This window comes from Pseudoclavibacter sp. 8L (assembly GCF_902506465.1).
Lineage (GTDB): Bacteria > Actinomycetota > Actinomycetes > Actinomycetales > Microbacteriaceae > Pseudoclavibacter.
Genome location: NZ_LR733185.1, coordinates 105,565 through 131,655, shown reverse-complemented (window position 1 = coordinate 131,655; position 26,091 = coordinate 105,565). Strand labels below are relative to the sequence as shown.

The 26,091-nt window shown below is 68.6% G+C and carries 24 protein-coding genes; 17 read left to right on the top strand and 7 right to left on the bottom strand.

The annotated features are described in order from the left end of the window. The first annotated feature begins 54 nt into the window (after positions 1 to 54). Genes GV007_RS00580 through GV007_RS00570 form a run of 3 tightly spaced genes read left to right on the top strand, consistent with a single transcriptional unit; the run spans position 55 to position 2,839 of the window. The gene (locus GV007_RS00580) at positions 55 to 1,284 is read left to right on the top strand and encodes a sensor histidine kinase (protein WP_160070557.1); all 1,230 of its coding nucleotides are present in this window, start codon (positions 55 to 57) and stop codon (positions 1,282 to 1,284) included. Further along, complete coding sequence (locus GV007_RS00575; protein ID WP_160070556.1) at positions 1,272 to 2,000, top strand: LuxR C-terminal-related transcriptional regulator; 729 nt, start codon at positions 1,272 to 1,274, stop codon at positions 1,998 to 2,000. Before GV007_RS00580 ends, GV007_RS00575 begins: the two co-directional genes overlap by 13 nt. Beyond that, on the top strand, positions 1,997 to 2,839 hold the full coding sequence (locus GV007_RS00570; protein WP_160070555.1) for a hypothetical protein: 843 nt from the start codon (positions 1,997 to 1,999) through the stop codon (positions 2,837 to 2,839). The genes GV007_RS00575 and GV007_RS00570 overlap by 4 nt, the downstream gene beginning before the upstream one ends. A 35-nt stretch (positions 2,840 to 2,874) precedes the next feature. Here GV007_RS00570 and nikE read toward each other — a convergent pair whose 3' ends face one another. The 4 genes from nikE to GV007_RS00550 are packed head-to-tail and all read right to left on the bottom strand — an operon-like array spanning position 2,875 to position 8,045. Next, a complete protein-coding gene (gene nikE, locus GV007_RS00565) occupies positions 2,875 to 4,494 on the bottom strand; it encodes a nickel ABC transporter ATP-binding protein NikE (protein WP_160070554.1) in 1,620 nt (539 codons plus the stop codon). Continuing rightward, a complete protein-coding gene (locus GV007_RS00560; RefSeq protein ID WP_160070553.1) occupies positions 4,491 to 5,375 on the bottom strand; it encodes an ABC transporter permease in 885 nt (294 codons plus the stop codon). The genes nikE and GV007_RS00560 overlap by 4 nt, the downstream gene beginning before the upstream one ends. After that, the gene (locus GV007_RS00555; RefSeq protein WP_160070552.1) at positions 5,372 to 6,355 is read right to left on the bottom strand and encodes an ABC transporter permease; all 984 of its coding nucleotides are present in this window, start codon (positions 6,353 to 6,355) and stop codon (positions 5,372 to 5,374) included. Before GV007_RS00555 ends, GV007_RS00560 begins: the two co-directional genes overlap by 4 nt. A 40-nt stretch (positions 6,356 to 6,395) precedes the next feature. After that, positions 6,396 to 8,045, bottom strand: coding sequence for an ABC transporter substrate-binding protein (locus tag GV007_RS00550; protein WP_160070551.1), 1,650 nt, complete (start codon positions 8,043 to 8,045; stop codon positions 6,396 to 6,398). A gap of 49 nt (positions 8,046 to 8,094) precedes the next feature. On the opposite strand from GV007_RS00550, the gene GV007_RS00545 reads away from it, so the two are divergent. Further along, positions 8,095 to 8,730, top strand: a complete 636-nt coding sequence (locus GV007_RS00545; protein ID WP_160070550.1) for a TetR/AcrR family transcriptional regulator — start codon at positions 8,095 to 8,097, stop codon at positions 8,728 to 8,730. Between the two features lie 8 nt (positions 8,731 to 8,738). On the opposite strand, the gene GV007_RS00540 is transcribed toward GV007_RS00545, so the two are convergent. The 3 genes from GV007_RS00540 to GV007_RS00530 all read right to left on the bottom strand — a co-directional run bounded on the left by GV007_RS00540 (position 8,739) and on the right by GV007_RS00530 (position 10,991). Beyond that, entirely contained in the window at positions 8,739 to 9,422 is a 684-nt protein-coding gene (locus GV007_RS00540) for an HIRAN domain-containing protein (RefSeq protein WP_160070549.1), read from the bottom strand. A gap of 22 nt (positions 9,423 to 9,444) precedes the next feature. Then, positions 9,445 to 10,323, bottom strand: coding sequence for a hypothetical protein (locus GV007_RS00535; RefSeq protein ID WP_160070548.1), 879 nt, complete (start codon positions 10,321 to 10,323; stop codon positions 9,445 to 9,447). A gap of 182 nt (positions 10,324 to 10,505) precedes the next feature. After that, entirely contained in the window at positions 10,506 to 10,991 is a 486-nt protein-coding gene (locus GV007_RS00530; protein WP_160070547.1) for a hypothetical protein, read from the bottom strand. A gap of 342 nt (positions 10,992 to 11,333) precedes the next feature. Between GV007_RS00530 and ileS the strand changes: the two genes are divergently transcribed. The 13 genes from ileS (at position 11,334) to rsfS (ending at position 26,086) form a co-directional block, all read left to right on the top strand. After that, the gene (ileS, locus tag GV007_RS00525) at positions 11,334 to 14,624 is read left to right on the top strand and encodes an isoleucine--tRNA ligase (RefSeq protein WP_160070546.1); all 3,291 of its coding nucleotides are present in this window, start codon (positions 11,334 to 11,336) and stop codon (positions 14,622 to 14,624) included. Further along, positions 14,621 to 16,183 (top strand): bifunctional folylpolyglutamate synthase/dihydrofolate synthase, encoded by a 1,563-nt coding sequence (locus tag GV007_RS00520; protein WP_328809406.1) that lies wholly within the window; start codon positions 14,621 to 14,623, stop codon positions 16,181 to 16,183. The genes ileS and GV007_RS00520 overlap by 4 nt, the downstream gene beginning before the upstream one ends. Next, positions 16,180 to 16,632 (top strand): DUF4233 domain-containing protein, encoded by a 453-nt coding sequence (locus tag GV007_RS00515; RefSeq protein WP_236558222.1) that lies wholly within the window; start codon positions 16,180 to 16,182, stop codon positions 16,630 to 16,632. The genes GV007_RS00520 and GV007_RS00515 overlap by 4 nt, the downstream gene beginning before the upstream one ends. 74 nt (positions 16,633 to 16,706) lie before the next feature. Beyond that, on the top strand, positions 16,707 to 17,129 hold the full coding sequence (gene ndk / locus GV007_RS00510) for a nucleoside-diphosphate kinase (protein WP_160070545.1): 423 nt from the start codon (positions 16,707 to 16,709) through the stop codon (positions 17,127 to 17,129). Between the two features lie 78 nt (positions 17,130 to 17,207). After that, a complete protein-coding gene (locus GV007_RS00505) occupies positions 17,208 to 18,497 on the top strand; it encodes a M20 metallopeptidase family protein (RefSeq protein WP_236558221.1) in 1,290 nt (429 codons plus the stop codon). A 287-nt stretch (positions 18,498 to 18,784) separates the two neighbouring features. After that, positions 18,785 to 21,454, top strand: a complete 2,670-nt coding sequence (locus GV007_RS00500) for an Rne/Rng family ribonuclease (RefSeq protein ID WP_160070544.1) — start codon at positions 18,785 to 18,787, stop codon at positions 21,452 to 21,454. Between the two features lie 222 nt (positions 21,455 to 21,676). Further along, positions 21,677 to 21,985: a 50S ribosomal protein L21 gene (gene rplU, locus GV007_RS00495; RefSeq protein ID WP_068481311.1), complete on the top strand. Its 309-nt coding sequence runs from the start codon at positions 21,677 to 21,679 to the stop codon at positions 21,983 to 21,985. An 18-nt stretch (positions 21,986 to 22,003) separates the two neighbouring features. Beyond that, positions 22,004 to 22,258: a 50S ribosomal protein L27 gene (gene rpmA, locus GV007_RS00490; RefSeq protein ID WP_068481308.1), complete on the top strand. Its 255-nt coding sequence runs from the start codon at positions 22,004 to 22,006 to the stop codon at positions 22,256 to 22,258. 105 nt (positions 22,259 to 22,363) lie between these two features. Beyond that, positions 22,364 to 23,872 carry a GTPase ObgE gene (gene obgE, locus GV007_RS00485; RefSeq protein WP_160070543.1) on the top strand — a complete coding sequence of 503 codons (1,509 nt, stop codon included), beginning with the start codon at positions 22,364 to 22,366 and terminating at the stop codon, positions 23,870 to 23,872. Positions 23,873 to 23,900: 28 nt separating this feature from the next. Next, positions 23,901 to 24,170, top strand: a complete 270-nt coding sequence (locus tag GV007_RS00480; protein WP_104331507.1) for a hypothetical protein — start codon at positions 23,901 to 23,903, stop codon at positions 24,168 to 24,170. A 20-nt stretch (positions 24,171 to 24,190) separates the two neighbouring features. Continuing rightward, the gene (nadD, locus tag GV007_RS00475) at positions 24,191 to 24,820 is read left to right on the top strand and encodes a nicotinate-nucleotide adenylyltransferase (protein ID WP_104240830.1); all 630 of its coding nucleotides are present in this window, start codon (positions 24,191 to 24,193) and stop codon (positions 24,818 to 24,820) included. Continuing rightward, entirely contained in the window at positions 24,817 to 25,611 is a 795-nt protein-coding gene (locus tag GV007_RS00470) for a hypothetical protein (protein ID WP_160070542.1), read from the top strand. The genes nadD and GV007_RS00470 overlap by 4 nt, the downstream gene beginning before the upstream one ends. Before the next feature lie 70 nt (positions 25,612 to 25,681). Further along, positions 25,682 to 26,086 carry a ribosome silencing factor gene (rsfS, locus tag GV007_RS00465; RefSeq protein ID WP_160070541.1) on the top strand — a complete coding sequence of 135 codons (405 nt, stop codon included), beginning with the start codon at positions 25,682 to 25,684 and terminating at the stop codon, positions 26,084 to 26,086. Positions 26,087 to 26,091: the final 5 nt, after the last annotated feature.

Here is a 26,091-nt window from a genome sequence, read left to right as displayed (position 1 = left end):
GGAGTGAGGGATGCTCCGTGTCGCGGCGAGGCGCGCGACCATAGCGTTGTGGACATGAAGAACAACGTCAAGCAGCTGAGTCTGACCTCGCTGCACCTCGCCGCCGGCGGCGTCATAGCGCCGCTCCTCCTCTCGCTCATGTTCGGCCTCCTGGGACTCGGCGTCGGACTGCTCTTCGTGCTTGGCTTCGGCGTCGTCGTCCTCGCTGGCCTCGCGTTCTCGTTCCGCGGCGTCTCCGCCTTCGAGCGGCGCCGTGTGGCGGCCCTCTACGACCGGCCGCTCGACGACGCCGGGATGCGCCGCTCGCGTCGCCGCGACGGCTGGCGGTTCGTGCTCACGCCGCTCGTGCAGTTCGCCGACGGGGCGAACTGGAAGGCGATGCTGCACCTCGTGATCGTCGCGGTGCTCGGAACGCTCTCCCTCGGCGCCCTGCAGCTCGGCGTCTCCGGCGTCTTCGCGCTCTTCTCGCCGCTGCAGAACCGGGAGACCCTGAGCGTCTGGGGCATGGACTTCGCCGTCACCCCGTTCATCGGCCTGCTCATCGGCATCGGCATGCTGCTGGTCGCCGTCGCCCTCATCGTCGCGTTCGCCTACGTGCAGCGCGCGGCGTCCATCAGCCTCCTCTCCCGCGACCGGGAGCAGCAGCTCGAGGAGGAAGTGCGCGACGCGGGGCGTCGCCGCACCGTCGCAGTTCGCGGCGCAGCCACGGAGCGCGACCGCATCGAGCGTGACCTGCACGACAGCGTGCAGCCGAGGCTCGTGTCGATCGGCATGACACTCGGCATGGCCAAGCAGAAGCTCGACTCGGATCCCGCCAGGGCGGCCGAGCTCATCGACGAGGCGCACGCCTCGACGAAGGACGCTGTCACCGAGCTGCGGCAGCTGGCCCGTGGGTTCCAGCCCGCCGTGCTCACCGACCGTGGCCTCGACGCCGCGCTCTCGGGGCTCGCTGCCCGCTCGCACATCCCGGTCGTGCTCGATGCGCAGCTCCCCGGCCGCTGCTCGAAGGATGCGGAGGCCGCCGTCTACTTCGCGGTCGCCGAGTCGCTCGGCAACGCGGCGAAGCACTCTGGTGCGTCGGAGATCTCGGTGCAGGTCCGCATGCGAGGCTCGATGCTCTGGGCTCGCATCCAGGACGACGGACATGGCGGGGCACGTCTCGTCCCCGGCGGCGGACTCGACGGGGTCACCGACCGCATCGAAGCGGCGGGCGGCGCGATCATGATCTCGAGCCCGCCGGAAGGCCCGACGACGATCGAGGTGAGCGTGCCATGCGCATCCTGATCTGCGAAGACTCCGCGCTCCTGCGGGAGGGCATCGCCCGCCTGCTCGAGGACGCCGGCCACACCATGGTGGGCATCCTCGCCGACGACGGCAGGCTCGACCGGCTCGTCGCCGAGACGGACCCGGAGCTCGTCATCCTCGACGTCCGCCTGCCACCAGGGTTCACCGACGAGGGCATCCGGGCCGCGCTCCGGCTCCGGGCCACCGACCCGGGCCTCGCCGTGCTGGTCCTCTCGCAGTACGTGGAGGAGCGGTACGCGTCCGAGCTCATCTCGAGCTCGAGGGGCGGGCTCGGCTACCTCCTCAAGGATCGGGTCGCCGACGTCGAGCAGTTCCTCGCCGGCGTCGACAACGTCGCGGCTGGCGGCACGGTGCTCGACCCAGAGGTCGTCGCCCAGCTGCTCGCCCGGAAGACCAGGGATGCGCGTTTCGAGCGCCTCACACCCCGCGAGTCCGAGGTGCTCGGACTCATGGCCGAAGGCCGCTCGAACCATGCGATCGCCGAGGAGCTCCACGTCAGCGCGGGGAGCGTCGAGAAGCACATCTCTGCGGTCTTCCAGAAGCTCGAGCTCGACCAGGGCGACGGCGGCAACCGCAGGGTGCTCGCCGTGCTCGCCCATCTCGACGGGCAGGGGCATGCGCCCCGCCCGCAGCCACAGACACACCTCGATGGACAGGGCCTCACCGCCCGCGCCACGAACGGAGAACTCCGATGACCACGCCAACTCTCGAGCCCGACGCCCGCCCAGACGCAGACGCTGATGGCATCAGCCCGAAGCGATTCGGGTGGATCACCATCACGGTCGCGATCATCGGCGGCATGGTCGTCGCCGGAACCGTGACCAGCGGATTCTTCGCCAACCTCCGCGACGTCCTGCGGGAAGAGACCACGATCACCCAGTCGGTCGCCGGCGTCACCTCGCTGCGCGTCGACATCGACTCGGTCGGCATGGAGATCGAGTTCGGCGACGTCTCGCAGGCCGAGCTGCGTGTGCAGTCGAAGGGGTTCACGAAGGCCGACGAGTGGCAGCTCGTGACCGAGGGCGGTGCGCTCGTCGTCGAGCGGGTGGGCGGCAGCAGGAACGGCGGCGGCTTCGGTGAGGAGGAGCTCTCGCTGACCCTCCCGGAGAGCCTGGAGGACGGGGAGCTGGATGCGCAGGTCAACGTCAGCTCGGGGGCCGCGACCATCGACGGCGACTTCGGGGACCTGGTCATCGAGACGAACTCGGGTGCGAGCAACTTCGAGGGGTCGGCGGCCAACCTGAGCCTCACGACGGGGTCTGGCGCTTCCAACATCGACGCCGAGGTGCCAGGGGATGTGGTGCTCGCCGCCAGCTCGGGGGCCCTCAACGCCATCTTCGGGGGAGCGGCCCCGAAGAGCACCGACATCTCCCTCGAGTCGGGCTTCGGAAGCGTCTCGCTGCCGGACGGCACCTACAAGCTCGAGACGGGCTTGAACGAGTCGGGGATGGCGAACGTCAATGTCCGGCAGTCGGACTCCGCCAAGAACACGCTCTCGGTGTCCGTCGGCTCGGGGTTCCTGACGGTCGAGTAGGCGATACGGGCGGCGATGCGCCCGGTCGGCTCAGCTCAGCGCACCTCGAGGCTCTTGTGGGCGTCGAGGAGCGCGCGGCTGGCCGGGTGCTTCGGCGTGGAGAACAGCTCGGACACGGATGCCGTCTCGACGATCTCGCCGTCGCTCATGACGGCGACTCGGTCGGCGAGCTGCGCGACGACGGCGAGGTCGTGCGAGATGAACACGCAGGCCAGGCCCAGCTCGTCGACGAGGCGTTCGAGGAGCGCGAGCACCTGCGCCTGCACGGTCACGTCGAGGGATGAGACGGGCTCGTCGCACAGCAGCACCTCTGGTTCGGGGGCGAGCGCGCGGGCGATGGCGAGGCGCTGGCGCTGGCCGCCGCTCAGGTGCAGCGGGCGGAGTCCGGCGATCGAGCCGTCGAGCCCGACTCGTTCGAGCGCCGCGTCGATGGCGTCGCGCCTCGTCCGGACGGACGTCGAGCGCCCCGCGGTGAGCGCGTCGGCGAGGATCTCGCCGACCGTGCGCCTGGGGTCGAAGCTCGAGAGCGCATCCTGGGGCACAGAGCCGAGCTTGGCCCGGCGGGCACGGCGCAGGCGCTCGGGGGCGGGGCTCCAGGCGTCGCCGAGGAACGAGACAGTGCCCGCGTCCGGCCGCTCCAGACCGAGCGCGATGCGGGCCAGCGTCGACTTGCCGGAGCCCGAGCTCCCGACGATCCCGAGCGTCTCGCCGCGCGAGAGTGTGAAGGACGCCTCCCGCACGGCCTGGATGGGCGCGCTCCCCGCTCCCCGGAAGGTCTTCGAGACGCCGCGCACCTCCAGGAGCGGCCCAGGCGCATCCACCTCGGGCGTGGCCGTGAGCGAGTCGAGAGCCGCCTTCGGCTGCGCGGCGAGCAGCTGGCGAGTGACCCTGTGCTCGGGAGCCGCGAAGAGCCGCGCCGTCGGCGCCGTCTCGACGATGAGTCCTTCGCTCATGACGGCGACCCGGTCGGCGAGGCGCTGGACGACGCCCAGATCGTGGGTGATGAAGAGCATCGTCATGCCGTCGGCCTTGAGTGCGGAGAACAGCTCGATCAGCTGCGCCTGAACGGCCTGGTCGACGGAGCTCGTCGGCTCGTCGGCGATCAGCAGCTCCGGTTCCCCCGCCAAGGCGGCGGCGATGAGCACACGCTGTCGCTGGCCGCCGGAGAGCTGGCCGCTGCGGCGGCGCGCGATCGACCCGGGGTCCTCGAGTCCAGCCCGCTCGAGCAGTTCGAGGACGCGGCGGCGGCGCGCCTCGTGCCCGAGGTCGGTGTGCAGCCGGAGTGCATCGTCGACCTCGCGCCAGACGGGGCGGAGTGGGTCGAGTGCGACCAGCGCATCCTGGTGCACGAGCCCGATGCGCCCGCCGCGGATCGACCGCCAGTCGCCGTCGCCGCTCGCCAGCGGCAGGTCGCCGCCGCCGAGGCTGAGCGTTCGAGCCTCAACTCGGGCGCCGTCGCCGCTCAGCCCGAGCAGCGCCCTGGCGGTCACCGACTTGCCGGAGCCCGACTCGCCGACGAGCGCGAGGCACTCGCTGCGCCGCACGTCGAAGGAGACTCCGCGCACCGCCTCGAAGTCGCCGAAGGAGATGCGCAGCTCTTCTGCCCGCACGGTCGGCGCTTCCCGCCGGGGTTCCGGGCTCGATGCGTCGCTCATCCTGCCTGCCTCGTGCGCTGCTGCATGATGCGACCGAGCATCGTCGCCGTGACGGCCGCGCCCACGATCGCGGTGCCGGGGAAGATGGTGAGCCACCAGCTGCCGGTCGGCAGGTAGAGGCGGCCGGCGGAGAGCATTGATCCCCATTCCGGGCTGGGTGGTGGTTCGCCCAGGCCCAGGTAGCTGAGCGCAGCCGCCCACACGATGGCCTGGCCGAGGCCGAGGGTGGCAAGCGAGAAGAGGGGCCAGGCCACGTTCGGCAGCAGCGTCCTCGTGAAGCTGTGCCAGCGCGACCTGCCGAGCACGAGGTCCGCCTCCATGTAGGCGCTCGCCCGCACGCGCAGCACCTGTGAGCGGATGAGGCGCGCGTAGCCGGGGGCAGTGGAGAGGCCGACCGCGATGGTCGTGGTGACGACGCCCGGGCCCGCGAGCGTGATGAGCAGGAGCGCGAGGAGGATGCCGGGGAACGCGAAGAAGACCTCGACGATCCTCGTCGTCCCGAAGTCGAGCCATCGGGGTCCGAGGCCCGCGGCGAGGCCGAACACGGCGCCGAGGAGGAGCCCGATCACGGTTGCCAGGGCGCCGATCGTAAGCGACGACGAGGCGCCGTGCACGATGCGGGTGTAGACCCCCCTGCCGGACTCGTCCGTGCCGAGCGGATGCGCGGCGACGGGAGGCGAGAACGCATCGGCGGGGTTCACGGCGAGCGGGTCGCCAGGGGCGAGGAGCTGCGGGAAGACCGCGGCCAGAAGGTAGATCGCCGCCACGGCGAGCCAGACGCCGAGCCAGAGCCCGCGCCGGGAGCCGGAGCGGGTGCGGCCGTCGCGCTGTCCCGTCGTGCCCGCACGAGCATCCCGGACCGCTGCCGCGTCGAGACTCATGCGGTCACGCCCGCTCGGTCGCGCGAGCGCGGATCGATGAGCGGCTCGATCAGGTCGGTGAGGACGGTCACGACCATGTAGGCGGCCGCGACGACGACGAGGACTCCGATCACGTAGGGCACATCCCGCGCACCGACCGCGGCGAGCAGAGAGCGGCCGAGTCCTGGCCTCGCGAAGATCGTCTCGACGACCACCGCGCCGGAGACGAGGGAGCCGAGGGCCCAGCCGCTGAGGCCGACTGCGGGGATCGCCGCGTGGCGCAGCACGTGCCGCCAGAAGATGCCGCTCGGGCCCTCGCCCCGCGCTCGCGCGGCCAGCACGAACGGCGACTCGAGGGCGTCGAGCATCTGCTCGCGCATGACCTGCCCGAGGTACCCGGCGAGGGGGAGCGCGAGGGTGACGCTCGGCAGGATGAGCCCGGCGAACCCCGGGCCCGAGACGGCGACCGGGAGTCCGAGCATTCCGGCGAAGATCAGCACGAGCACGGAGGCCAGCCAGAAGTGCGGCACCGCCGCCGCGACGACCTCGAGCGTCGATGCGATGCCCCACGCGATTCGGCTCCTCCCGGTCGACCACCAGGCCACGGTGAGCGCGATCGCCCAGGCGAGGAGGAGGGAGAGGCCGGCGAGGGCGAGCGTGCCAGGCAGCTGCTCGCCGATGAGCGACGCGACGCTCTCGCGCTGGGCGTAGCTGAAGCCGAGGTCTCCGGTCGCCGTGCGCCACAGCTGCGCGAGGTACTGGAGGAAGAGCGGCTGGTCGAGCCCGTTCTCGGCGCGGGCCTGCGCGACGGCCTCGGCGCTCGCGTTGGAGCCCGGCCCGCCGAGGATCGCGAGCACGGGGTCGCCCGGCACGGCGCGCACCGCGAAGAAGGTGACGGTGACGACGGCCCACAGCACGAGCACCGCGCCGCCGAGACGCAGGAGGATGCGCGGAATCAGCGGCAGCAGGCGTGCCGCGCGAGGTCGCGCATCCTTCGTCATCCGACGATTGTCTCGTGCGCCGTGCTCAGTCGTGGCCCAGCTACTCGATGGTGACGTTCACGAGCGAGGGCACGTTGACGTTCGGCTGGAGGCGGAAGCCGTGCACGTTGGCGCCGTAGGCGAATTGCACCGTCTGGTCGTAGAGCGGGATGACGGTGCCGCTGTCGATGATGAGCTGCTGTGCCTCGCCGTAGAGCCGTTCGCGCTCGGCGTCGTCGCTCGTCTTCGCGGCCGCGTCGAGCGCCGCGTCGAGCGCCGGCAGCGAGAGGCCGGTGTTGTTGGCGTGGTAGCCGCTCGGGGCGGGGGTGATGCTGTCGGTCGAGTAGACGATGCGGAGCACATCGGCGGAGTTCTTCGAGTACGGCGCGACGATGGCGTCGAACTCCCACGTGCCGCTGCGCTCGTACCAGGTCGAGAGATCGAGCAGCTCGAGCCGCACATCGAAGCCCACCTCGGCGCTCGTCGCTGCGATCTGCTCGAGCACGGAGATCTCGGCCGGGATCGACTGGTTCGTGGAGACCGGGAACGCGACCTCGAGGCGCTCGCCGTTCTTCGTGCGGACGCCGTCGGCGTCGCGCTCGGTCCATCCGGCCTCGTCGAGCAGCGTGGATGCGCGTGCCGCGTCGAACCCGAAGGAGTCCGGGTGCGAGGTCGCGAAGGGTGTTGCGCTCGAGAGCACCGAGGTCGACCGGTCGAGGGTTCCGAAGTAGAGCGACTCGACCGCAGCGTCGATGTCGGCCGAGGCGGCGAACGCCTCGCGCACCTTGGGGTCGTCGAAGGGCGCGCGCGTCGTGTTGAGCTCGATGCGGGCCGTCACACCGGGGCGGGCGCCGATGAGCGTCTCCTCCGCGCCGTTCGCCTGGAACTGCGAGAGCGCATCCGGCTGCACGGAGTCGATGATGTCGACCTGGTCGGACTGGAGCGCGGCGAGGCGGGTGGCGGCGTCCGGGATGAACTTCCACTCGATGGTGCCGACCGTCGCGCCGGGCTGGCCCTCGCTCGTCACGCCGTCTTCCGGCGCTGTCGTGTGGTTCTCGTTGCGCGTCAGCACGACCTGGGACTGCTTCTCCCACGACGCGACCTGGAAGGCGCCGGTGCCGATCGGGGCAAGGCAGTTCTCCTCCGCCCCGCGCTCGAGCCCTGCGGGGGACTCGATGGCCAGCCAGGTCTGTGCGAGCGACTCCAGGAGCGCGCTGTCGGGCTCGCTGAGGTCGAAGCGCACGGTGCGCTCGTCGACCGCGACCGCTTCGGAGACCTTCCCGAGGGCGAGGATGGCCGTCGACGAGGCGGTCTCGGGGTCCTTGATGTGCTCGACGTTCGCGACGACGGCGTCCGCGTCGAACGGGGTGCCGTCGGTGAAGCTCACGCCCTCCTTGAGGGTGATCGTCCAGCTCAGCTGGTCGTCGGACGCTTCGGCTCCCGTTGCGAGCCATGGGATGATCTCCCCTGCGTCGTTCTTCGAGAAGAGCGACTCCAGGAACTGGTTCGCGAGGATCGCCTGGGGCCAGTTGCCTCCGACGTGCGGGTCGAGGCACGTGGGCTCAGCGTCTCCCGAGGCGTACCTGAGGGTTTGCGGCTGGTCCGACGAGGTCGCCTCGCTGGAGCATGCGGCAAGTGGCACGATGAGGGCTGCGGCGAGGGCGAGGAGCGCGATGGGCTTCGCCGCGCGGCGGGTGGCTGATGCTGGCACTCGGAGAGTGTAACTGCTTATTTGAACACCATGCAGAAATGAGAAGATGATGACGGAGCACGAGGAACGGGTCGCGCGTCGAGGCCGACCCTCCGCGTCGAGTCGCGAGACGCTCGAAGAGGCCGCCCTCGAGCTGTTCCTCGAGCAGGGCTACGAGCAGACGAGCGCGAGCGACATCGCCCGCCGTGCCGGCGTCGCGAGGAGCTCGTTCTTCAACTACTTCACAGCGAAGGCCGACGTGCTGTGGGTCGGTCTCGACCCGCTCCTCGCCGAGGTTCCTCCGCGGCTCGAGGCAGCCGCGACCGAGCTCGTCGCGCGCGGTGCCCCGAAGAGGGAAGAAGGCCTCGCGACGCTCCGGAAGGTGCTGCTCGAGATCGCCGACACGGTGCAGCCCGAGACCGTCCGCTGGGCGGGCTCGCTGCGCAGCGTGGCAGGCACGAGCGCAGACCTCGCCGCGACTGGCACGAAGCGCGCGCTGGCCCAGCAGGCGGCGCTCATGGACTTCCTTGCCCGAGCGGAGCCGGGGCTGGGGTGGCTGCAGCGCACCGTCTGCGCAGGGTCCATCATCTCGGCGACCATCGCCGCGACCGTGTTCTGGATCGAGGAGGGGCCCACCCGGGGCAGCTTCTCGAGAGTCGTGGACGAGGCGAGCGCCCCGATCTTCCGGGCGTACTCGGCCGAGTAGGCCTGTGGCTACCGCTGGAGGCGTTCGGCCTCGAGGCGACACAGCACGCGAATGTGCGCGGGGGCATTCGGGTTCACCTGCTCAGCGATCACCCGGTACGACCAGCCGTCCGCGGCCATGGCCGCAACCTCACCGCAGAGCCAGTCGGGAACCCACCCGATCCGTTCGTCGTGCGACCGCAGCACGATGTGTGCGTCTGGGTTCATAGGGTTGTCCGGTTCAGGCTGAAGTTGCAGCTCCTCGCCCGATTGAATCTCCCCAATCGTCACTTCGGCACCGGGCTGGTGGCGTATTCCGGACACGAAGAACCGGCTCGTGAACGTAGTCGCGCTCCTGGCAGGTTTCTCGACGATGTGGAAGGTGTCGGTTGCCTTCGACGCTCCCGTTCGGACCAGGAGTTCAATGGGGAGATCGGCGGCGCTGGCGTCGAGTCCCATCCAATCGAGGTACTGGGAGTAGGAGCCGCGTCTGGTGGACATGACTCGGTTCGCGAAGAAAGGGGGCAGATGCGCGGCTACATACTCGTGCTCGAGATCTGGATACTCGGCAAGAGGGAAGAAGTCCGGGTCTGACGCGATCATGGGCTGATACCGGAAGCTGTAACCCGTGTCCGCGGAGTAAGTCAGGGAACCGGCGATGCGGAACTTCCGAGTCTTCGGGTTCTGCCAGATGAGGAGGAGCTCACGCGTCACAGCAGCAGGATGCTCGGACACGTCAGTCGAAGCGACCGAGAGCATCATGCAACCTCCCCAAGTTCCTCTGCAGCAGTTGTTTCGTGAAACTAGCCGTGACCTCGGACATTACGTCTCGTGGCACCGAGTCGATGACGGCCTCCACTGATCGCAAGTCTATGCTCGAGAACTTCGAGCGCCAGTGCTGGTGCGCAGCTGGCGTCGCCAGCGCAAGGGCGTCGGAGGCGACTTTGACCAGCGTCGGTTTTCCCACGAAGTGTGGACTTGTCCCCCTGTCGATCCACTTGGCGAACACGCACTCAACTTCGAGACATCGCTCGCGCTTCGAGTCCCGCTCCTGAAATCCGAGCGCGTTGCCGTGGTCATAGCTCGGTGAGAGGGTCCGTCTCCCGCTCTCGTCGATGATCGCCCAGTTCTCGTGATGTCGGTCCCGGCCTGAAACCCATGCATCGAGGAGCAAATAGCCGGTGAACACATCGAAGCCAGTGAGCTCGCCGGGACCCACGAAGCTGATGGGCTGGTCGACTGCAGACAGCGCCTGCTTGATCGCCGGCACGCTATATCCCGGGTTCCGGCGACCGATTTCCTCCTCGTATCCCGAACTGATTTCACTGAGAAGCCCGTTGCCGAGGACGAGACGTTGCGACGAATCCTCTCGGAGAACGTTTCGCGAGGCGATGGCCCTCCGGTGTTCGTGCCGCACTGGCAGGATCTCCGCATGCGGAATACCTACATCCTCCGCTAGGTGCTGCACGACCCATTCGGCCCAATCCTCTCCTCGGGTCTCAGGGCCGCGACCTCGCGCGAACTTGATGAGCCACTGCTGTCCACTTTTGTCGTAGGCCCAGAACTTCTCTTTGGTACCGAGCTGCTCATCGGCGATCTCATCGAAATCGCGCATCTCTCGCCAATTCCAGGTCCGGTGCAACATTCCACGACTATGGCATGTGCCGCCGACACTCCTGGGATCGAGCGAGTCGTCCGTCTGATGCCGGAGCTTCCCGGTGATCGCGTTGTCCGCCAAGCGCACACCACGGACATCGACACCGCTGACCCGGGGCTCAGCGAAGCCCTCCGGTTCCTCTAGCTCGTCTGCAGCTCGCAGTAGGCCGTCAGCGACGAGAGGGCAGACTCGACTTCGCCGAGCTGCGTGAGGATGCTCGCGGCGGCCGCGAAGCCACCCTCGCCGTTCGCGAGCTCCCCAGCTGTCGTCTGCAGCTCTGTCACCTCGGTGACGAGCGTGTCGACGTGCGTCTTGAGGTCGGGGTCCGTGACGCTCTGCTGCAGCGTCGTGAGGCTGGCACCTATGGTCGCGAGCGTCGCGACGGCTCCGGGGATGTCACCGGGCACCTGGTCGGCGATGCCCTGGACGCTCGTGCTGATCGAATCGATCTCGGCCTGCACGTCCGCGCAGGTTCCGCCACCGTCAGCCGTCGTGGCCTCGGTCGTCGTCGAAGCCGAGGGCGACGGAGTCGCCGTCTCCCCTCCGCCGAGCGCTGAGCAGCCGGTGAGCGCGATGGTCGCGAAGATGCTGGTCGCTGCGAGCTTGGAGAGGTGAGAGGTGAGCATGCGTTGGGTGCCGTCCGTCGGTGAATCCAGAAGAGGCGAGCGTACACAGCCTTCCCTTGAGCCTGGCCTGTCCGTTTCGCGCAGCCTGCCCAGGCGCGTACGATGTTCACAGCATGACTGTGATCCGCCCATCAGCGGGGAGTCCCCGGAAGAACGGTGAGCGAGCCTCTCGAGGAGCGCAGGCCAAGTAGAACCGGTCGGGAGGGCCCGTCACAGCCCGGAACGAGTGGCGAGCGCCTCCGGAGCATAATCCGGGGGAGCGCGCAATCGGGGTGGTACCGCGCCGGAAGGCGTCCCTGAAGCAGACCAAGCACATCCACTTACTGCCAGGAGTTCCACCGCATGAGCTACCCGAAGGCCTCGTTCGGACCAGCCGCCGATCCCGCCAGCTCGACAAGAGACAGCATCGCCGCCTCACCGTCGTTCCCGCGCCTCGAAGAGCGGGTGCTCGACTTCTGGCGAGAAGACGGCACCTTCCAGGCTTCCATCGACCAGCGCGAGGGCGCCGAGGAGTGGGTCTTCTACGACGGCCCTCCCTTCGCGAACGGCCTCCCGCACTACGGGCACCTCCTCACCGGGTATGCGAAGGACGTCTTCCCCCGCTACTTCACGATGCGCGGCCGCCAGGTGCACCGCCGCTTCGGCTGGGACACGCACGGCCTGCCCGCCGAGCTCGAGGCCATGCGCCAGCTCGGCATCCAGTCGAAGGCCGAGATCGAGGCCATGGGCATCGACACGTTCAACGACGCCGCCCGCGAGTCGGTGCTCAAGTACACGCGCGAGTGGCAGGAGTACGTCACCCGCCAGGCCCGCTGGGTCGACTTCGAGAACGACTACAAGACGCTCGACATCTCCTACATGGAGTCGGTGCTCTGGGCCTTCAAGAAGCTGTACGACGACGGCCTCGCCTACGAGGGCTTCCGCGTGCTGCCGTACTGCTGGAACGACGAGACGCCCCTGTCCAACCACGAGCTGCGCATGGACGACGACGTCTACCAGATGCGTCAGGACCAGACCGTCACCGTCACCTTCCCGCTCGAGGGGGAACGGGCGGATGCGCTCGGCCTCGCCGGCGTGAATGCGCTCGCCTGGACGACGACCCCGTGGACGCTCCCGACCAACCTGGCCCTCGCGGTCGGCCCCGAGATCGACTACGCCGTCGTACCAGCTGGCCCGCTCGGCGCGGCAGACGGCGCGGAGACGGGCGCGGGCTCCTTCCTGCTCGCCAGCGCACGCATCGCCGCCCACGCAAAGGAGCTCGGCTACGAGAGCGCGGAGGACGCGGCCGCCGCGACCAGCCGCACCCTCAAGGGCGCCGAGCTCGCCGGCGTCCGATACCAGCGCCTGTGGGACTTCTACGCCGACACCGAGACCTACGGCACGCAGAACGCGTGGCAGTTCCTGCTCGGCGACTACGTCACCACGAGCGACGGCACCGGCATCGTGCACCAGGCCCCCGCCTACGGTGAGGACGACAAGGTGCTCAGCGACGCCGCCGGCATCCCCACGATCCTCTCCGTCGACGAGGGCGGCAAGTTCCTCTCAGCCGTCGAGCCCGTCGCGGGTCTGCAGGTCTTCGATGCCAACAAGCCGCTCACCCAGCTCCTGCGGGCCGACGGTCGGCTGTTCAAGCAGGCCAGCTACGAGCACTCCTACCCGCACTGCTGGCGCTGCCGCAAGCCCCTCATCTACAAGGCCGTCTCGAGCTGGTTCGTGCGCGTCACGCAGTTCCGCGACGAGCTCGTCGAACTCAACCAGCAGATCGATTGGGTGCCGGACAACGTCAAAGACGGCCAGTTCGGCAAGTGGCTCGAAGGGGCCCGCGACTGGTCGATCAGCCGCAACCGGTACTGGGGCAGCCCCATCCCGGTGTGGAAGAGCGACAACCCCGACTACCCGCGCATCGACGTCTACGGATCGCTCGACGACATCGAGCGAGACTTCGGGGTGCGCCCGACCGACCTCCACCGCCCGTTCATCGACGAGCTCACGCGCCCGAACCCGGACGACCCGACCGGCGCATCCACGATGCGGCGCATCCCCGACGTGCTCGACGTGTGGTTCGACTCCGGCTCCATGCCGTACGCGCAGGTGCACTACCCGTTCGAGAACCGCGAGTGGTTCGACTCGCACGCGCCCGCCGACTTCATCGTCGAGTACATCGGGCAGACGCGCGGCTGGTTCTACGTCATGCACGTGCTCTCGACGGCGCTCTTTCACCGTCCCGCGTTCAAGCGGGTCGTGAGCCACGGCATCGTGCTCGGCAACGACGGTCGCAAGATGTCGAAGAGCCTCCGCAACTACCCGGACGTGCAGGAGGTGTTCGACCGGGACGGGTCGGATGCCATGCGCTGGTTCCTCATGGCGAGCCCCGTGCTGCGCGGCGGGAATCTCATCGTGACCGAGGAGACGATCCGCGAGGGCGTCCGCCAGTTCCTCCTGCCGCTGTGGTCGACGTACTACTTCTTCACGACCTACGCGAACACCGCGGTCGGCTCGACTGAGGCGTACGAGGCGACGTTCCGCACCGACTCGAGCGACGTGCTCGATCAGTACATCCTCGCCAAGCTGGGCGTGCTCGTCTCCGAGGTGCAGGCAGACCTCGAGGCACTTGACTCGACGACCGCCGCATCGCGCCTCCGCGACTTCGGCGACGTGCTCACCAACTGGTACGTGCGTCGCTCGCGCGACCGCTTCTGGCGGGGAGTGACCGACGACGCCACGAGCACCGAGGCGTTCGACACGCTCTACACCGTGCTCGAGACGCTCACGCGCGTCGCCGCGCCGCTCACGCCGCTCATCTCCGAGACGGTGTGGCGCGGGCTCACGGGCGGCCGCAGCGTGCACCTCACCGACTGGCCGGACGCGTCGGCGTTCCCGAGCGATCAGGCGCTCGTAGACTCGATGGATGCGGTCCGCCGCGTCACGAGCTCAGCGCTGTCCCTTCGCAAGCAGGCCGGGCGCCGGGTGCGCCTCCCACTCGCGAGCCTCACCGTCGTCGCGCCGGACACGGATGCGCTCGAGCCCTTCGCGAGCATCCTCCGCGACGAGCTCAACGTGAAGTCCGTCGAGTTCGAGCGCTTCGTCGCCGAGTCCGAGGCCAAGTACGGCATCGACCGCGTCCTGCAGGTCAACGCGCGCGCCGCCGGCCCGCGCCTCGGCAAGCAGGTGCAGCTGGCGATCAAGGCCTCGAAGTCCGGAGACTGGAGCGAGGTCGATGGCGTCGTCACGGCCGGCGGACTGCAGCTCGAGGCGGGTGAGTACGAGGTCAAGCTCGTCACCGCAGGCGAGAGCGACGACCGGGCCATCACCCTGCTGCCGAGCGGCGGCATCCTCGTGCTCGACACGAACGTGAGTGCGGAGCTCGCCGCAGAGGGCCTCGCGCGCGACGTCGTGCGTGCGGTCCAGGATGCACGCAAGGAGGCAGGGCTCGAGGTCTCCGACCGCATCCGCCTCGCCCTGCGCGCCGACGACGCGTCGGTCGCCGCCATCGAGGCGCACCGGGAGCTCATCTCGGGGGAGACCCTCGCGGTGGAGTTCCAGGTCACCGGCGGACTCGCGTCGCCGGCTGACGACGAGGTGAGCGCGGACACGTATGGTGCCCTTGAGATCGACGTGGAGGTAGTGGCGTGAGCGAACGCGACCAGCAGGATTCCGGCGACTGGGAAGAGCAGTCCGGCGAATCGGAGGCCTTGGACGCATCCGGCGACTTCGAGCTCGAGCCGAGGGACATCGCCGAGACGTTCACGCCGGCGCTCTCCGACGATGAGGACGAGGTCCTGACGGAGCGCGAGGAAGACGAGCGAACGCTCCTCGAGGGCACCGACTGGGCCAGCGAAGGCGAGCGTGTCTTCGACGAGCTCATGGAGCGCGTGGGGGAGGCGGCCCCAGAGCCGCGACTCCACGCGACGAGGCGCGCCGTCGAGCTCCTGGGAGACGTGCACACGGCGTACCCGGTCATCCACCTCACTGGCACCAACGGCAAGAGCTCGACCGCACGCATCATCGAGACCGTGCTGCGCGCCCACGGCCTGCGCACTGGCCTCCTCACGAGTCCGCACCTCGAGCGCATCAACGAGCGCATCGCCGTCGACGGGAGTCCCATCAGCGACGAGCGACTCGTCGCGAACTGGGAGGACATCACGCCCTTCCTCTCGATCGTGGATGCGGAGCTCGAGGCAGCGGGAGAGCCGCGCCTCACGTTCTTCGAGGCGCTCACGGTGCTCGCCTACGCGTGCTTCGCCGACGCGCCCGTGGATGTCGCGGTGGTCGAGGTGGGCATGGGAGGTGAGTGGGACTCCACGAACGTCGCCGACGGCGAGGTCGCCGTCTTCACGCCCATCGCGCTCGACCACACGCAGCGACTCGGCAGGACGCTCTCGGAGATCGCGCGCACCAAGGCCGGCATCATCAAGCCCGCCGCACGCGTCGTCACCGCAGAGCAGCAGACCGAGGTGCTCGCGGAGATCACGCGTGCCGCCGAGATGTCCGAAGCGCACCTGTACGCCGAGCCGAAGGACTTCTCCGTCGTCACCAACCAGCTGGCCGTCGGCGGACGCCTCGTGACGGTTCGCGGCGTCGCTGGCACGTACGAGGACCTGCTGCTGCCGCTGGACGGTGAGTACCAGGCGCACAACGCTGCCGTCGCACTCGCTGCCGTCGAGGCATTCTTCGGCGCGAACCGGAGCCTGCGCGATGAGCTCGTCGAGGCGGCGTTCGTCGAGGTGAAGTCGCCGGGTCGCCTCGAGCGCATCGGCGTCACCCCGCCCATGCTCATCGACGCCGCCCACAACCCGCACGGCGCCGAGGCGCTCGCGAGGGCCGTGACCGAGTCGTTCGACTTCTCGCGCGTCGTCGTGGTGCTCGGAGTCCTAGCAGACAAGGACGCGGCCGGCATCGTCCGTGCCCTGCAGCCCATCGCGGAGCGCTTCGTCGTCACCCAGTCCGACTCGGTGCGTGCCATCGACGCTGAGGAACTCGGCGACATCGTGCGCGAGGTCACCGGCGGCGAGCCCGAGGTGCTCGAGCGAGCCGAGGACGCCATCGAGCGAGCCCGCGAGATCGCCCTCGATCTCCTCGCCGAGGGCGCAGAGGACGGCAGGAACGCCGCGGTGCTCATCACGGGCTCCGTCACGCTCATCGGCACGGCGCTCACCCTCTCGCGCGACGAAGGCTGGGCGCAGGAGTCGTGAGTCGGCGCAACAGCGGCCGGCTGCCCCGTCAGCGCAGCATCCGCGAGGTCATCGGCTCCATCTTCCTGGGCTTCGAGCTCTTCGTCGTCTTCCTCGGTACGCTGCTGGTGTTCGGGATGCGCGTGCTCGAGCCCATTCCAGCGTTTGCGCTCGGCCTCACCTTCGCCCTGCTCATCGTCGTCACCATCGGGCTGCTCAGGTACGAGTGGGGCATCTGGCTCGGGTGGGCCGTGCAGATCCTGCTCGTCGCCGCCGGTTTCCTCCACCCCGGTATGTTCGTGGTCGGGGCGCTGTTCCTCGCATCCTGGACGTACTTCATGTGGAAGGGCGGCCAGATCGACCGGCAGCGGGCTCCGATCATCGCCGAGTACAACCGTCGCCTCGCGGCGGGTGAGATCGGCGCCGACGGGATGCCTATCACGGAGCAGAACGACCCACCGAGCAGCTGACCAGCTGACCAGCACGCATTCACCGAACGAACTGGCCCCTGACAGGGCCGACCACCACGACCAATGGAGGAACCATGGCAACCATCGAAGAGACGCTCGTCCTCGTCAAGCCGGACGGCGTACAGCGCGGCCTCACGGGCGAAGTGCTTCGCCGCATCGAGACGAAGGGCTACTCGCTCGTCGACATCCGCCTCGTCCACGCAGACCGTGCGCTCCTGTCGGAGCACTACGCGGAGCACGAGGGCAAGCCGTTCTACGAGGGCCTCCTCGAGTTCATGCAGTCAGGGCCAACCGTCGCGATCCGCGTCGCGGGCCACCGCGTCATCGAGGGCTTCCGATCGCTTGCCGGCACGACCGACCCCACGACTGCCGCGCCTGGCACGATCCGAGGCGACCTCGGTCGTGACTGGGACGCCGGCGTGCTCCTCAACATCGTGCACGGTTCCGACTCCGTCGAGTCCGCCGAGCGCGAGCTCGGCATCTGGTTCGCGGTCTGACCGACTCCAGGGGCGGGCGACTCGGTCGGGCTTCGGCGGAGTCGTAGGCTTCGCGGTAGATGGACCGTCAGGTCGGACATGATCGATTCGGGGGCGAGTTACGGGATGAAGGCTGGGAGATCGTCGTCGACGGCACACAGCGAGCGGCTCGACGAGCTGGCCTCTGCGTGGCGCGCTGCGCTGCGCGAGGAGCTGCCAGCGGCCGTCCGGCTGCGTCAGGAGCTCCATGCCGACCCCCGACTCTCCGGTGAGGAGAACGACACCGCCGCCCGCCTCGAGGCCGAGCTCGGCGACCGGGTCACGATGCACCGCATCGCCGACTCCGGGCGCATCGGGCGCCTCGGCCCGGCAACCGGGGGCGCCGTCGGGGTGCGCGCCGAGCTGGATGCGCTGCCCCTGACCGAGCTCACCGGGGTTCCGTTCGCCTCGGCGAACGGCGCCATGCACGCCTGCGGGCACGACGTCCACCAAGCGGCGCTCGTCGCCTTCATCCGGGCCGCGGATCACCTCGACCTCCCCGTCGGACTCGTGCCGATCCTGCAGCCACGGGAGGAGACCTACCCCTCGGGCGCGCATCAGATCGTGCAGGAGGGCGGCCTCGAGCGGTTCCAGGTCGAGCATGTCATCGGCGCGCACGTTCACCCGGGCGTCCCTCGCGGGGCGATCGCCATCGGCGGCGGCTACATCAACGCGGCTGCCGACGAGATCGAGATCTCCCTGCAGGGGCGAGGCGGTCACGGCGCGTACCCGCACCAGGCGGCCGACCCCGTCGCGGCCGTCGCCCAGATCGCGCTCGGACTCCCCGAGGTGGTCCGTCGCACGATCTCGCCCATGAACCCGGCGGTGATCAGCGTCGGGACGCTCACCGCAGGTGAGGGCGCGGCGAACGTGCTGCCCTCGAGTGCCCGGCTGCTCGCGTCGATGCGCACGACGGCGCCGAAAGACCGAGAGCTCCTGTTCGCGGCCGTGCAGCACCTCGCGGTGCGCACTGCTGAGGCGTACGGCACGGAGGCGATCGTGCACATGCACCAGAACATGCCCGTCCTCATCAACGACACCCACCTCGCCTCCGACGCCGACGACTGGCTGGCGCGCCTCGGTGTCGATGGGGCGGAGCCCATGCGCTCGCTCGGCGGCGACGACTTCTCGTACTACTGCGACGAGGTTCCCTCGATCATGTGCTTCGCGGGCGTCGAGACGGCAGGTCTGCCTGGGCCAGGAGGCGCCTACGCCCCGACACTCCACCACCCGCGCTTCCTTCCGACGGAGGATGCGGTCGGGCTCGTGGCGAGCGCGTTCCTCGCCGGGTACTGCGCGGCCGCCGAGCGCATCCTCGGCATCGCACACCATAGGCGGGTCCTGCCCTGACGGTGGGCGCACAGCCGAAATCGGGTCTGGATGCGGTGGCCGTGCGATACTGGAAAGGTCGACCGGGCAGAGTCCCACGGCACCCGAAGTTTTTCAGGCACGAGCCACGAGCAGAGCAACGCTCCGTCGCACGGGCCGCAGGCAGGATCGCCGCAACCGCGGCACACCACGTACAACCTTTCCGCCGAACGGGCGGAGACCATTTTCGATGAGGATGCATGGCATCTTCATCGCCCGGAGGGGTGGGCGCACGCTTTGCGCCACGCCGGAGTAGGAGCACACCAGAAATGGTGACCACAAACGAATCAGACCAGAACACCACCGATGAGCAGTTCGACGCAGAGACGGGCCAGGAGTCCGCGACTGCGGCAGAGGTAGGCGCAGCGGAGCAGGAGTCGACGGAGGAGTCCGCGTCGTCGGTCCCGTCCGTCATCTCCTCCACGACGCTCTTCTTCCTGCAGCCAGATCTGCCCCCGGTGCTGGAGCGCAGCCCACGCGAAGACCGCGGCCGCGCTCGCCGTCAGGACGACGAGCCGTACGAGCGCCAGGAGCGCGGCGACCGGAACGATCGCTACGACAGGCATGACCGCGGCGAGCGCTCCGACCGCAACGACCGCTCAGACCGCGGCGAGCGTTCCGACCGCAACGACCGCTCAGATCGCAACGACCGCTCAGATCGCGGCGAGCGCTCCAGGGAGTCGTCGCGTGACGACCGCCGCCAGGCCCCGGCAGAGCGCCAGCAGTCGACGACGCGTCGTCGTCAGTCCCGCGAGGAGCAGCCGGTCGAAGAGCCCGTGCTCATCACGGAGCCGCAGAAGATCAAGGGGTCCACGCGTCTCGAGGCGAAGCGTCAGCGCCGCCGCGAGGGCCGCGAGAGCGGGCGTCGCCGCCAGGTCATCACCGAGTCCGAGTTCCTCGCTCGTCGCGAGGCGGTCGACCGCGTCATGCTCGTCCGCGCCAAGGACGACCGCGTCCAGATCGGCGTGCTCGAGGACAAGGTGCTCGTCGAGCACTACGTCGCGCGTTCGCAGGAGTCGTCGCTCATCGGCAACGTGTACCTCGGTCGCGTGCAGAACGTGCTCCCGAGCATGGAGGCGGCCTTCATCGACATCGGGCGCGGCCGCAACGCCGTGCTCTACTCCGGTGAGGTCGACTGGGCCGCTGCTGAGGTCGGCGGCAAGTCGCGTCGCATCGAGAACGCCCTCAAGCCGGGCGACCGCGTGCTCGTCCAGGTCACGAAGGACCCGATCGGCCACAAGGGCGCCCGCCTCACGAGCCAGGTGTCGCTGCCTGGTCGCTACCTGGTCTACGTGCCGGGGAACTCCATGAACGGCATCTCCCGCAAGCTGCCGGACACGGAGCGCGCACGCCTCAAGAAGATCCTCAAGGAGACCCTGCCGGCAGGCGTCGGCGTCATCGTGCGCACGGCTGCCGAGGGCGCGACACAGGATCAGCTCGAGCGCGACGTCAACCGACTCACCGCGCAGTGGGCCGACATCTCCTCGCGCATCGAGGCGGGACCCGCTCCGGCGCTCCTGCACTCCGAGCCCGACCTCCTCGTCAAGATCATCCGCGACGTCTTCAACGAGGACTTCCACAAGATCGTGATCCAGGGCAGCGAAGAGCTCGAGACCATCACGAACTACCTGCACCAGGTCGCTCCGGACCTCGTCGACCGCGTCGAGGCGTTCCAGGGTGGCGACGTCTTCGCCGAGTACCGCGCTACCGAGCACATCGAGAAGGCGCTTGACCGGAAGGTCTGGCTGCCGTCCGGCGGCTCGCTGGTCATCGACCGCACCGAGGCGATGACGGTCGTCGACGTCAACACGGGGAAGTTCGTCGGCTCCGGCGGCAACCTCGAGGAGACGGTCACCAAGAACAACCTGGAGGCGGCCGAAGAGGTCGTCCGCCAGCTGCGTCTTCGCGACATCGGCGGCATCATCGTCGTCGACTTCATCGACATGGTGCTCGAATCGAACCGCGACCTCGTCATGCGTCGCCTCATCGAATGCCTGAGCCGTGACCGCACGAAGCACCAGGTCGCAGAGGTGACGAGCCTCGGGCTCGTGCAGATGACCCGCAAGAAGCTCGGTCTCGGCCTGCTCGAGACGTTCAGCGAGCCGTGCGAGTCCTGCGCTGGCCGGGGTGTCATCGTCTTCCACGACCCAGTGCTCAAGCACCGTGGGGGAGCGCCTGACAGCAGCGCCAACGCGAAGAGCGGCCGCAAGGGCCGCGGTGGTCAGCAGCGTGAGCAGCAGGCTCCTCGTGCCGTCGCAGCTCCGGCCGCGACGTCGACGCACGGCATCACCGAGGAGGCGCGGGGCGCTCTCTCGAAGATCGCGGCTTCGACGCTCACCGGGCAGAAGCAGGGCGAGCCCTCGGAAGAGCAGCAGCCCGTCGTGCAGGTGAGCGGCCAGGCGCCGGTCGCCGACGAGCGTGGCGGCGATGAGCAGGCCGGGCAGCAGGGCGAGTCGCGTCGTTCGCGACGCGGCCGCAGGCGCGCCAAGACGGATGCTCAGGCTCCCGCATCGTCTGAGGCTCCGGAGCAGGCGCCAAGCGAGCCGGTGACGGTTGACCGCAATGCGGTGCAGCAGTCGGATGGCGACGACCGGAAGGCGCGCGCCAGCGAGAACCTCTTCGACTTCGACTCGGCCCAGAGCGCCGAGCCGGCACAGACCAAGCGCGAGGCCGACCCGGCAGCGCTTCGTGAACTCGACTCGCTGCTGGATGCGCTGGTCACCCCAGAGGGTGAGCCGCAGCCTGCAGCAGACGAAACGACCGAGGCCCCCGCCGCGGTCGAGGTGACGACGCCCGCCGCCGCCCCTGAGAAGGTTCAGGATGCGCCGACGACGTCAGCGCCGAAGGCAGCGCAACCGGCAACGGTTGAGCCGCCCAAGGGTGCTTCGGGGCGTCCGCGCCGCCGCCGCATCACGACGCCGCCGCTCTCTGCCGAGTAAGATGGCAGGGTAGGGCGACCGGACGCGAAAGCGTCGAGTGGGTGGGTGCGCTTGCGCGCACCGACCCTGCCGGGTAAAGTGGTTCGCTGTTGCACGTTTGCATTCGTGCTGGCATTCCCTCGCCCGGTTGCAGGGCAGAGTCAGCTCGCCGCAGCGAGCAGGGCTTCCAGAGTTTGAAGACACAGCGTCCGACCTTGTCGGGCTCGGAGAAAAGGTACTGAAGTGGTATTCGCAGTTGTGCGCGCCGGTGGACGGCAGGAGAAGGTAGAGGTGGGCACTGTGCTCACCACGAACCGTGTTGTTGCCGACAAGAAGGGCAACGTCACGCTTCCGGCTGTGCTGCTCGTCGACGGTGAGACCATCACGAGTGACGCAGAGAAGCTCGCTAAGGTCACGGTGACTGCAGAGGTCCTCAACGACCTCCGCGGCCCGAAGATCGTCATCCAGAAGTACAAGAACAAGACCGGTTACAAGAAGCGTCAGGGCCACCGTCAGGAGCTCACGCGCATCAAGATCACCGACATCAAGTAAGTCGAGGAGCAGACTTCAATGGCACACAAAAAGGGAGCGAGCTCGACTCGCAACGGCCGTGACTCGAACGCTCAGCGCCTCGGCGTGAAGCGTTTCGCGGGCCAGACCGTCAGCGCGGGCGAGATCCTCGTCCGTCAGCGCGGCACGCACTTCCACCCCGGCGCCCTCGTGGGCCGCGGTGGCGACGACACGCTGTTCGCCCTCTCGGCAGGCATCGTCGAGTTCGGTGCGAAGGGCCGCCGCAAGGTGGTCAACATCGTCGCTGGCGAATAGCAGCAAGCACAGTCCCTGAATCCAGGGCGGTGTCAGGATGAGGGGCGGGCCACGGTCCGCCCCTCATCCGTATTTTCACGACTTATCGTTCTACAGGAGCTCTTCATGGCCACCTTCGTCGACCAGGTGACGCTGTATCTGCGCGCTGGAGAGGGTGGCAACGGCTGCGTCTCTGTCAAGCGCGAGAAGTTCAAGCCACTCGCCGGCCCCGACGGCGGTGATGGCGGCAACGGCGGCAGCATCACGTTCTACGCCGACCCGCAGGAGACGACGCTGCTGTCGTACCACCACAAGCCTCATCGCTCGAGCGACAAGGGCGGCTTCGGCATGGGCGATTGGCGCAACGGGTACACCGGTCAGCCGCTCGATCTGCCGGTTCCCATCGGAACGGTCGTCCGCGACGCTGACGGCGTCGAACTCGCTGATCTCTCCGAGCCCGGTATGCGCTACGTCGCTGCCGAGGGCGGACAGGGCGGGCTCGGCAACGCGTCACTCTCCAACACGAAGCGCAAGGCGCCGGGCTTTGCTCTGCTCGGCACGCCCGGCGAGGAGCTGCAGGTTCAGCTCGAGCTCAAGATCGTCGCGGATGTGGCCTTCGTCGGCTACCCATCCGCTGGCAAGTCGAGCCTCATCGCGGCGATGTCCGCGGCCAAGCCGAAGATCGCCGACTACCCGTTCACCACGCTCCACCCGAACCTCGGCGTCGTGCAGGCGGCCCAGTACCGCTATACGGTCGCAGATGTTCCCGGGCTCATCGAGGGTGCGAGCGAGGGCAAGGGCCTCGGCCTGGACTTCCTGCGGCACGTCGAGCGGTGCTCCGCGCTGCTGCACGTGCTCGACTGCGGAACACTCGACCCGGGCCGCGACCCGATCAGCGACCTCGATGTCATCCTCGAGGAGCTCGGCAACTACCCGGTGCCAGAGGGGCAGACGCCGCTCCTGGAGCGTCCGCAGTTCATCGCGCTCAATAAGATCGACCTGCACGATGGGCGGGAGCTCGCCGACTTCGTGCGCCCCGAGCTGGAGGAGCGCGGCTACCGTGTCTTCGAGATCTCGACGGTGAGCCACGAGGGCCTCAAGGAGCTCTCCTTCGCGCTTGGCGAGCTCATCGACCGCGATAGGGAAGCCAAGCTCGCCGAGCTGGCCATCAAGCCGCGCATCGTGCTGCGTCCGCGCCCCGTCGACGAGAAGCCGTTCGAGATCCGCGTCGAGGGCGGAACGCACGGCAACACGTACCGGATCCTCGGTGAGAAGCCGCAGCGCTGGGTCGCGCAGACGGACTTCGCGAACGATGAGGCCATCGGCTACCTCGCGGACCGCCTCAACAAGATCGGTGTCGAGGAAGCCCTCTTCAAGGCCGGTGCAGTCGCCGGCTCCGCCGTCATCATCGGACCTGGCGCGCAGGGCATCGTCTTCGACTGGGAGCCGACGCTCACGAGCGCGGCAGAGCTCACGGTCTCGCCGCGTGGCACCGATAGCCGCCTCGAGGAGAACGGCCGCACCACCACGCGTGAGCGGCGCGAGGGCTACTACGAGCGAATGGACGGCAAGGCCGCGGCGCGTGCCGAACTCGAGCGCGAGCGCGAGGGTGGCGTGTGGAAGGTCGACGAGTGACCTCGCGAACATTGGTAGGGTGGGACGCATGATCGAGCTGATTCCCGCTGCGCTTGCTGATGCCGTGCTGGCCCAAACCGTGCTGGCCGAAGAGGGGCACCACATCGTCAACGAGCTGGTGATGCCCCCGATCATGTTCGGTGTCGTCACGCTCGTCGCCTTCGTTGCCCTCATCGTCGTCACGTACGCGTTCCGCAACACGTGGCACAGCAACCCGGTCGACTCCAAGGTCGTTCCGTACGAGCCGTTCAACCACGCTGGCGTCATCGAGGCCGGCTCGGAGCACTCGAAGCACTAGCGCGGAGCCGCGCCCCCCCTATGCCTCACACCGTCGAGCCTTCCCCCGTTCCCGAGCGCCGCAGAGTCGGCGTCATGGGTGGAACCTTCGATCCGATCCACCACGGGCACCTCGTGGCGGCGAGCGAGGCGGCGGCGCACTTCGATCTCGATGAGGTGCTCTTCGTGCCGACGGGGAAGCCGTCGCACAAGTCGCACGTCACCCCGGTCGAGCACCGCTACCTGATGACGGTCATCGCGACGGCCTCGAACCCCCGGTTCAAGGTGAGTCGCGTCGACGTCGACCGCGATGGCCCCACCTATACGATCGACACCCTGCGCGACGTTCAGCGACTCCGTCCGGACGCAGACCTTTACTTCATCACGGGTGCCGATGCCATCGCGCAGATCCTCGGGTGGAAGAACTCGCTCGAGCTGTTCGAGCTCGCCCAGTTCGTCGCGGTCTCGCGGCCAGGGCACGAGATGCGCACCGACGGCATCCCAGCCGACAAGGTGACGGCGCTCAAGATCCCAGCCCTGGCGATCTCCTCGACGGACATCCGGGCAAGGGCCTACGAGGAGAAGCCGGTCTGGTACCTGGTGCCAGATGGTGTCGTGCAGTACATGGCCAAGCACAGGCTGTACACGGCAGAAGAGATTGATGCCATATGAGTGACGCCCCACTGACTCGCCGCGAGCTTCGCGAGCTCGAACGTCGCCGCGAGAAGGGCGAGCAGCCCGAGCTCCCGACGATGACGCCGACGGTCTCCGTGGAGGCTGGGGCGGGATCCGACGAAGCCGCTCCTGTCGTTCCAGCCGCTCCGGCCCCTCCCGCTGGAACGGCCCAGCCGGCTCAGCTCGCATCCGGCGTCGCGCTCGAGGCGCCGCTCCAGATCGAAGGCCTCTCGCCGACCCCGATCGAGGTGCCGGCGACGCTCGAAGCCCCGGAGGTGCCCGAGGCCCCTGAGCTGCCCGGCGACTCGTTCAATCGGAGCCCGGCGGCCGTCGAGCAGGAGGCGCAGGAGGACGGCACGAGCGGCGACTACTTCCGACGCCTCGTTATGGCCAGCCACTCCACGGACGAGACGCCGACCGGCATGATCGTCATGCCGGAGATGAGCTCGCCCGATATCACCGGCGCCCTCAGTGGCGCGGGTGATCTCATGATCACGGGCAAGATGCAGGTCTCCCGCGAGCTCTCCAACTTCGGCACGCTGACGACGGGGCTCGACTCGCCGGAGATCGACCACGCTGACGAGGGCGACGAGCAGCTGCACTCGAGGGTCGCCGAGGAGCACAGCCCTGTCGCGGCCAGCCGCGCGGTGCGCGAGCCTGGAATGCCGCTCGCACCCCGTCGCGGGCACGGCGTGCGGCTGTCGATCTGGGCGGTCGTGAGTGGCCTCGCCGTCGCTGTGGCTGGCGTTGTCGCAGTGATCCTGGGTATTGTTCAGGGTTGGTTCTGATCAGCTGGCGAGCGCATCGCCTCTCGGACACCACGTTGAGCTCTTCTGGGCTCTCAATGAAAGGGACCGAATGACCGCGAGTACGCGAGCAATCGAACTGGCAGACATCGCAGCGAAGGCTGCCGACAAGAGACTCGGCTTCGATATCGTCGCCCTGGATGTCTCGAACAACATGCCGCTCACGGACATCTTCCTCCTCGTCTCCGGTCGCAACGAGCGCATGGTGCTCTCCATCGCCGATGAGATCGAGGACGCGATGCGCGACATCGGGCAGCGCACGCTGCGCCGCGAGGGCCGTCGTGAGGGCCGCTGGGTGCTCCTCGACTTCAACGACATCGTGGTGCACGTCTTCCACGAGGAGGAGCGCACGTTCTACGGGCTTGAGCGCCTGTGGAACGACGCACCCGTCGTGAAGCTCGATCTCGGCGAGGGCGACGCGGTCGCCACCGAGCCGAACCAGGCTGAGCAGAGCTGAGCAAC

Excerpts from the sequence above, each read along its gene's own strand:
- GV007_RS00580 (WP_160070557.1), top strand. The coding sequence starts at position 55 with ATGAAGAACAACGTCAAGCAGCTGAGTCTGACCTCGCTGCACCTCGCC.
- GV007_RS00575 (WP_160070556.1), top strand. The coding sequence starts at position 1,272 with ATGCGCATCCTGATCTGCGAAGACTCCGCGCTCCTGCGGGAGGGCATC.
- GV007_RS00570 (WP_160070555.1), top strand. The coding sequence starts at position 1,997 with ATGACCACGCCAACTCTCGAGCCCGACGCCCGCCCAGACGCAGACGCT.
- nikE (WP_160070554.1), bottom strand. The coding sequence starts at position 4,494 with ATGAGCGACGCATCGAGCCCGGAACCCCGGCGGGAAGCGCCGACCGTG.
- GV007_RS00560 (WP_160070553.1), bottom strand. The coding sequence starts at position 5,375 with ATGAGTCTCGACGCGGCAGCGGTCCGGGATGCTCGTGCGGGCACGACG.
- GV007_RS00555 (WP_160070552.1), bottom strand. The coding sequence starts at position 6,355 with ATGACGAAGGATGCGCGACCTCGCGCGGCACGCCTGCTGCCGCTGATT.
- GV007_RS00545 (WP_160070550.1), top strand. The coding sequence starts at position 8,095 with ATGACGGAGCACGAGGAACGGGTCGCGCGTCGAGGCCGACCCTCCGCG.
- GV007_RS00535 (WP_160070548.1), bottom strand. The coding sequence starts at position 10,323 with ATGCGCGATTTCGATGAGATCGCCGATGAGCAGCTCGGTACCAAAGAG.
- GV007_RS00530 (WP_160070547.1), bottom strand. The coding sequence starts at position 10,991 with ATGCTCACCTCTCACCTCTCCAAGCTCGCAGCGACCAGCATCTTCGCG.
- ileS (WP_160070546.1), top strand. The coding sequence starts at position 11,334 with ATGAGCTACCCGAAGGCCTCGTTCGGACCAGCCGCCGATCCCGCCAGC.
- ndk (WP_160070545.1), top strand. The coding sequence starts at position 16,707 with ATGGCAACCATCGAAGAGACGCTCGTCCTCGTCAAGCCGGACGGCGTA.
- GV007_RS00505 (WP_236558221.1), top strand. The coding sequence starts at position 17,208 with ATGATCGATTCGGGGGCGAGTTACGGGATGAAGGCTGGGAGATCGTCG.
- GV007_RS00500 (WP_160070544.1), top strand. The coding sequence starts at position 18,785 with ATGGTGACCACAAACGAATCAGACCAGAACACCACCGATGAGCAGTTC.
- rpmA (WP_068481308.1), top strand. The coding sequence starts at position 22,004 with ATGGCACACAAAAAGGGAGCGAGCTCGACTCGCAACGGCCGTGACTCG.
- obgE (WP_160070543.1), top strand. The coding sequence starts at position 22,364 with ATGGCCACCTTCGTCGACCAGGTGACGCTGTATCTGCGCGCTGGAGAG.
- GV007_RS00480 (WP_104331507.1), top strand. The coding sequence starts at position 23,901 with ATGATCGAGCTGATTCCCGCTGCGCTTGCTGATGCCGTGCTGGCCCAA.
- nadD (WP_104240830.1), top strand. The coding sequence starts at position 24,191 with ATGCCTCACACCGTCGAGCCTTCCCCCGTTCCCGAGCGCCGCAGAGTC.
- GV007_RS00470 (WP_160070542.1), top strand. The coding sequence starts at position 24,817 with ATGAGTGACGCCCCACTGACTCGCCGCGAGCTTCGCGAGCTCGAACGT.
- rsfS (WP_160070541.1), top strand. The coding sequence starts at position 25,682 with ATGACCGCGAGTACGCGAGCAATCGAACTGGCAGACATCGCAGCGAAG.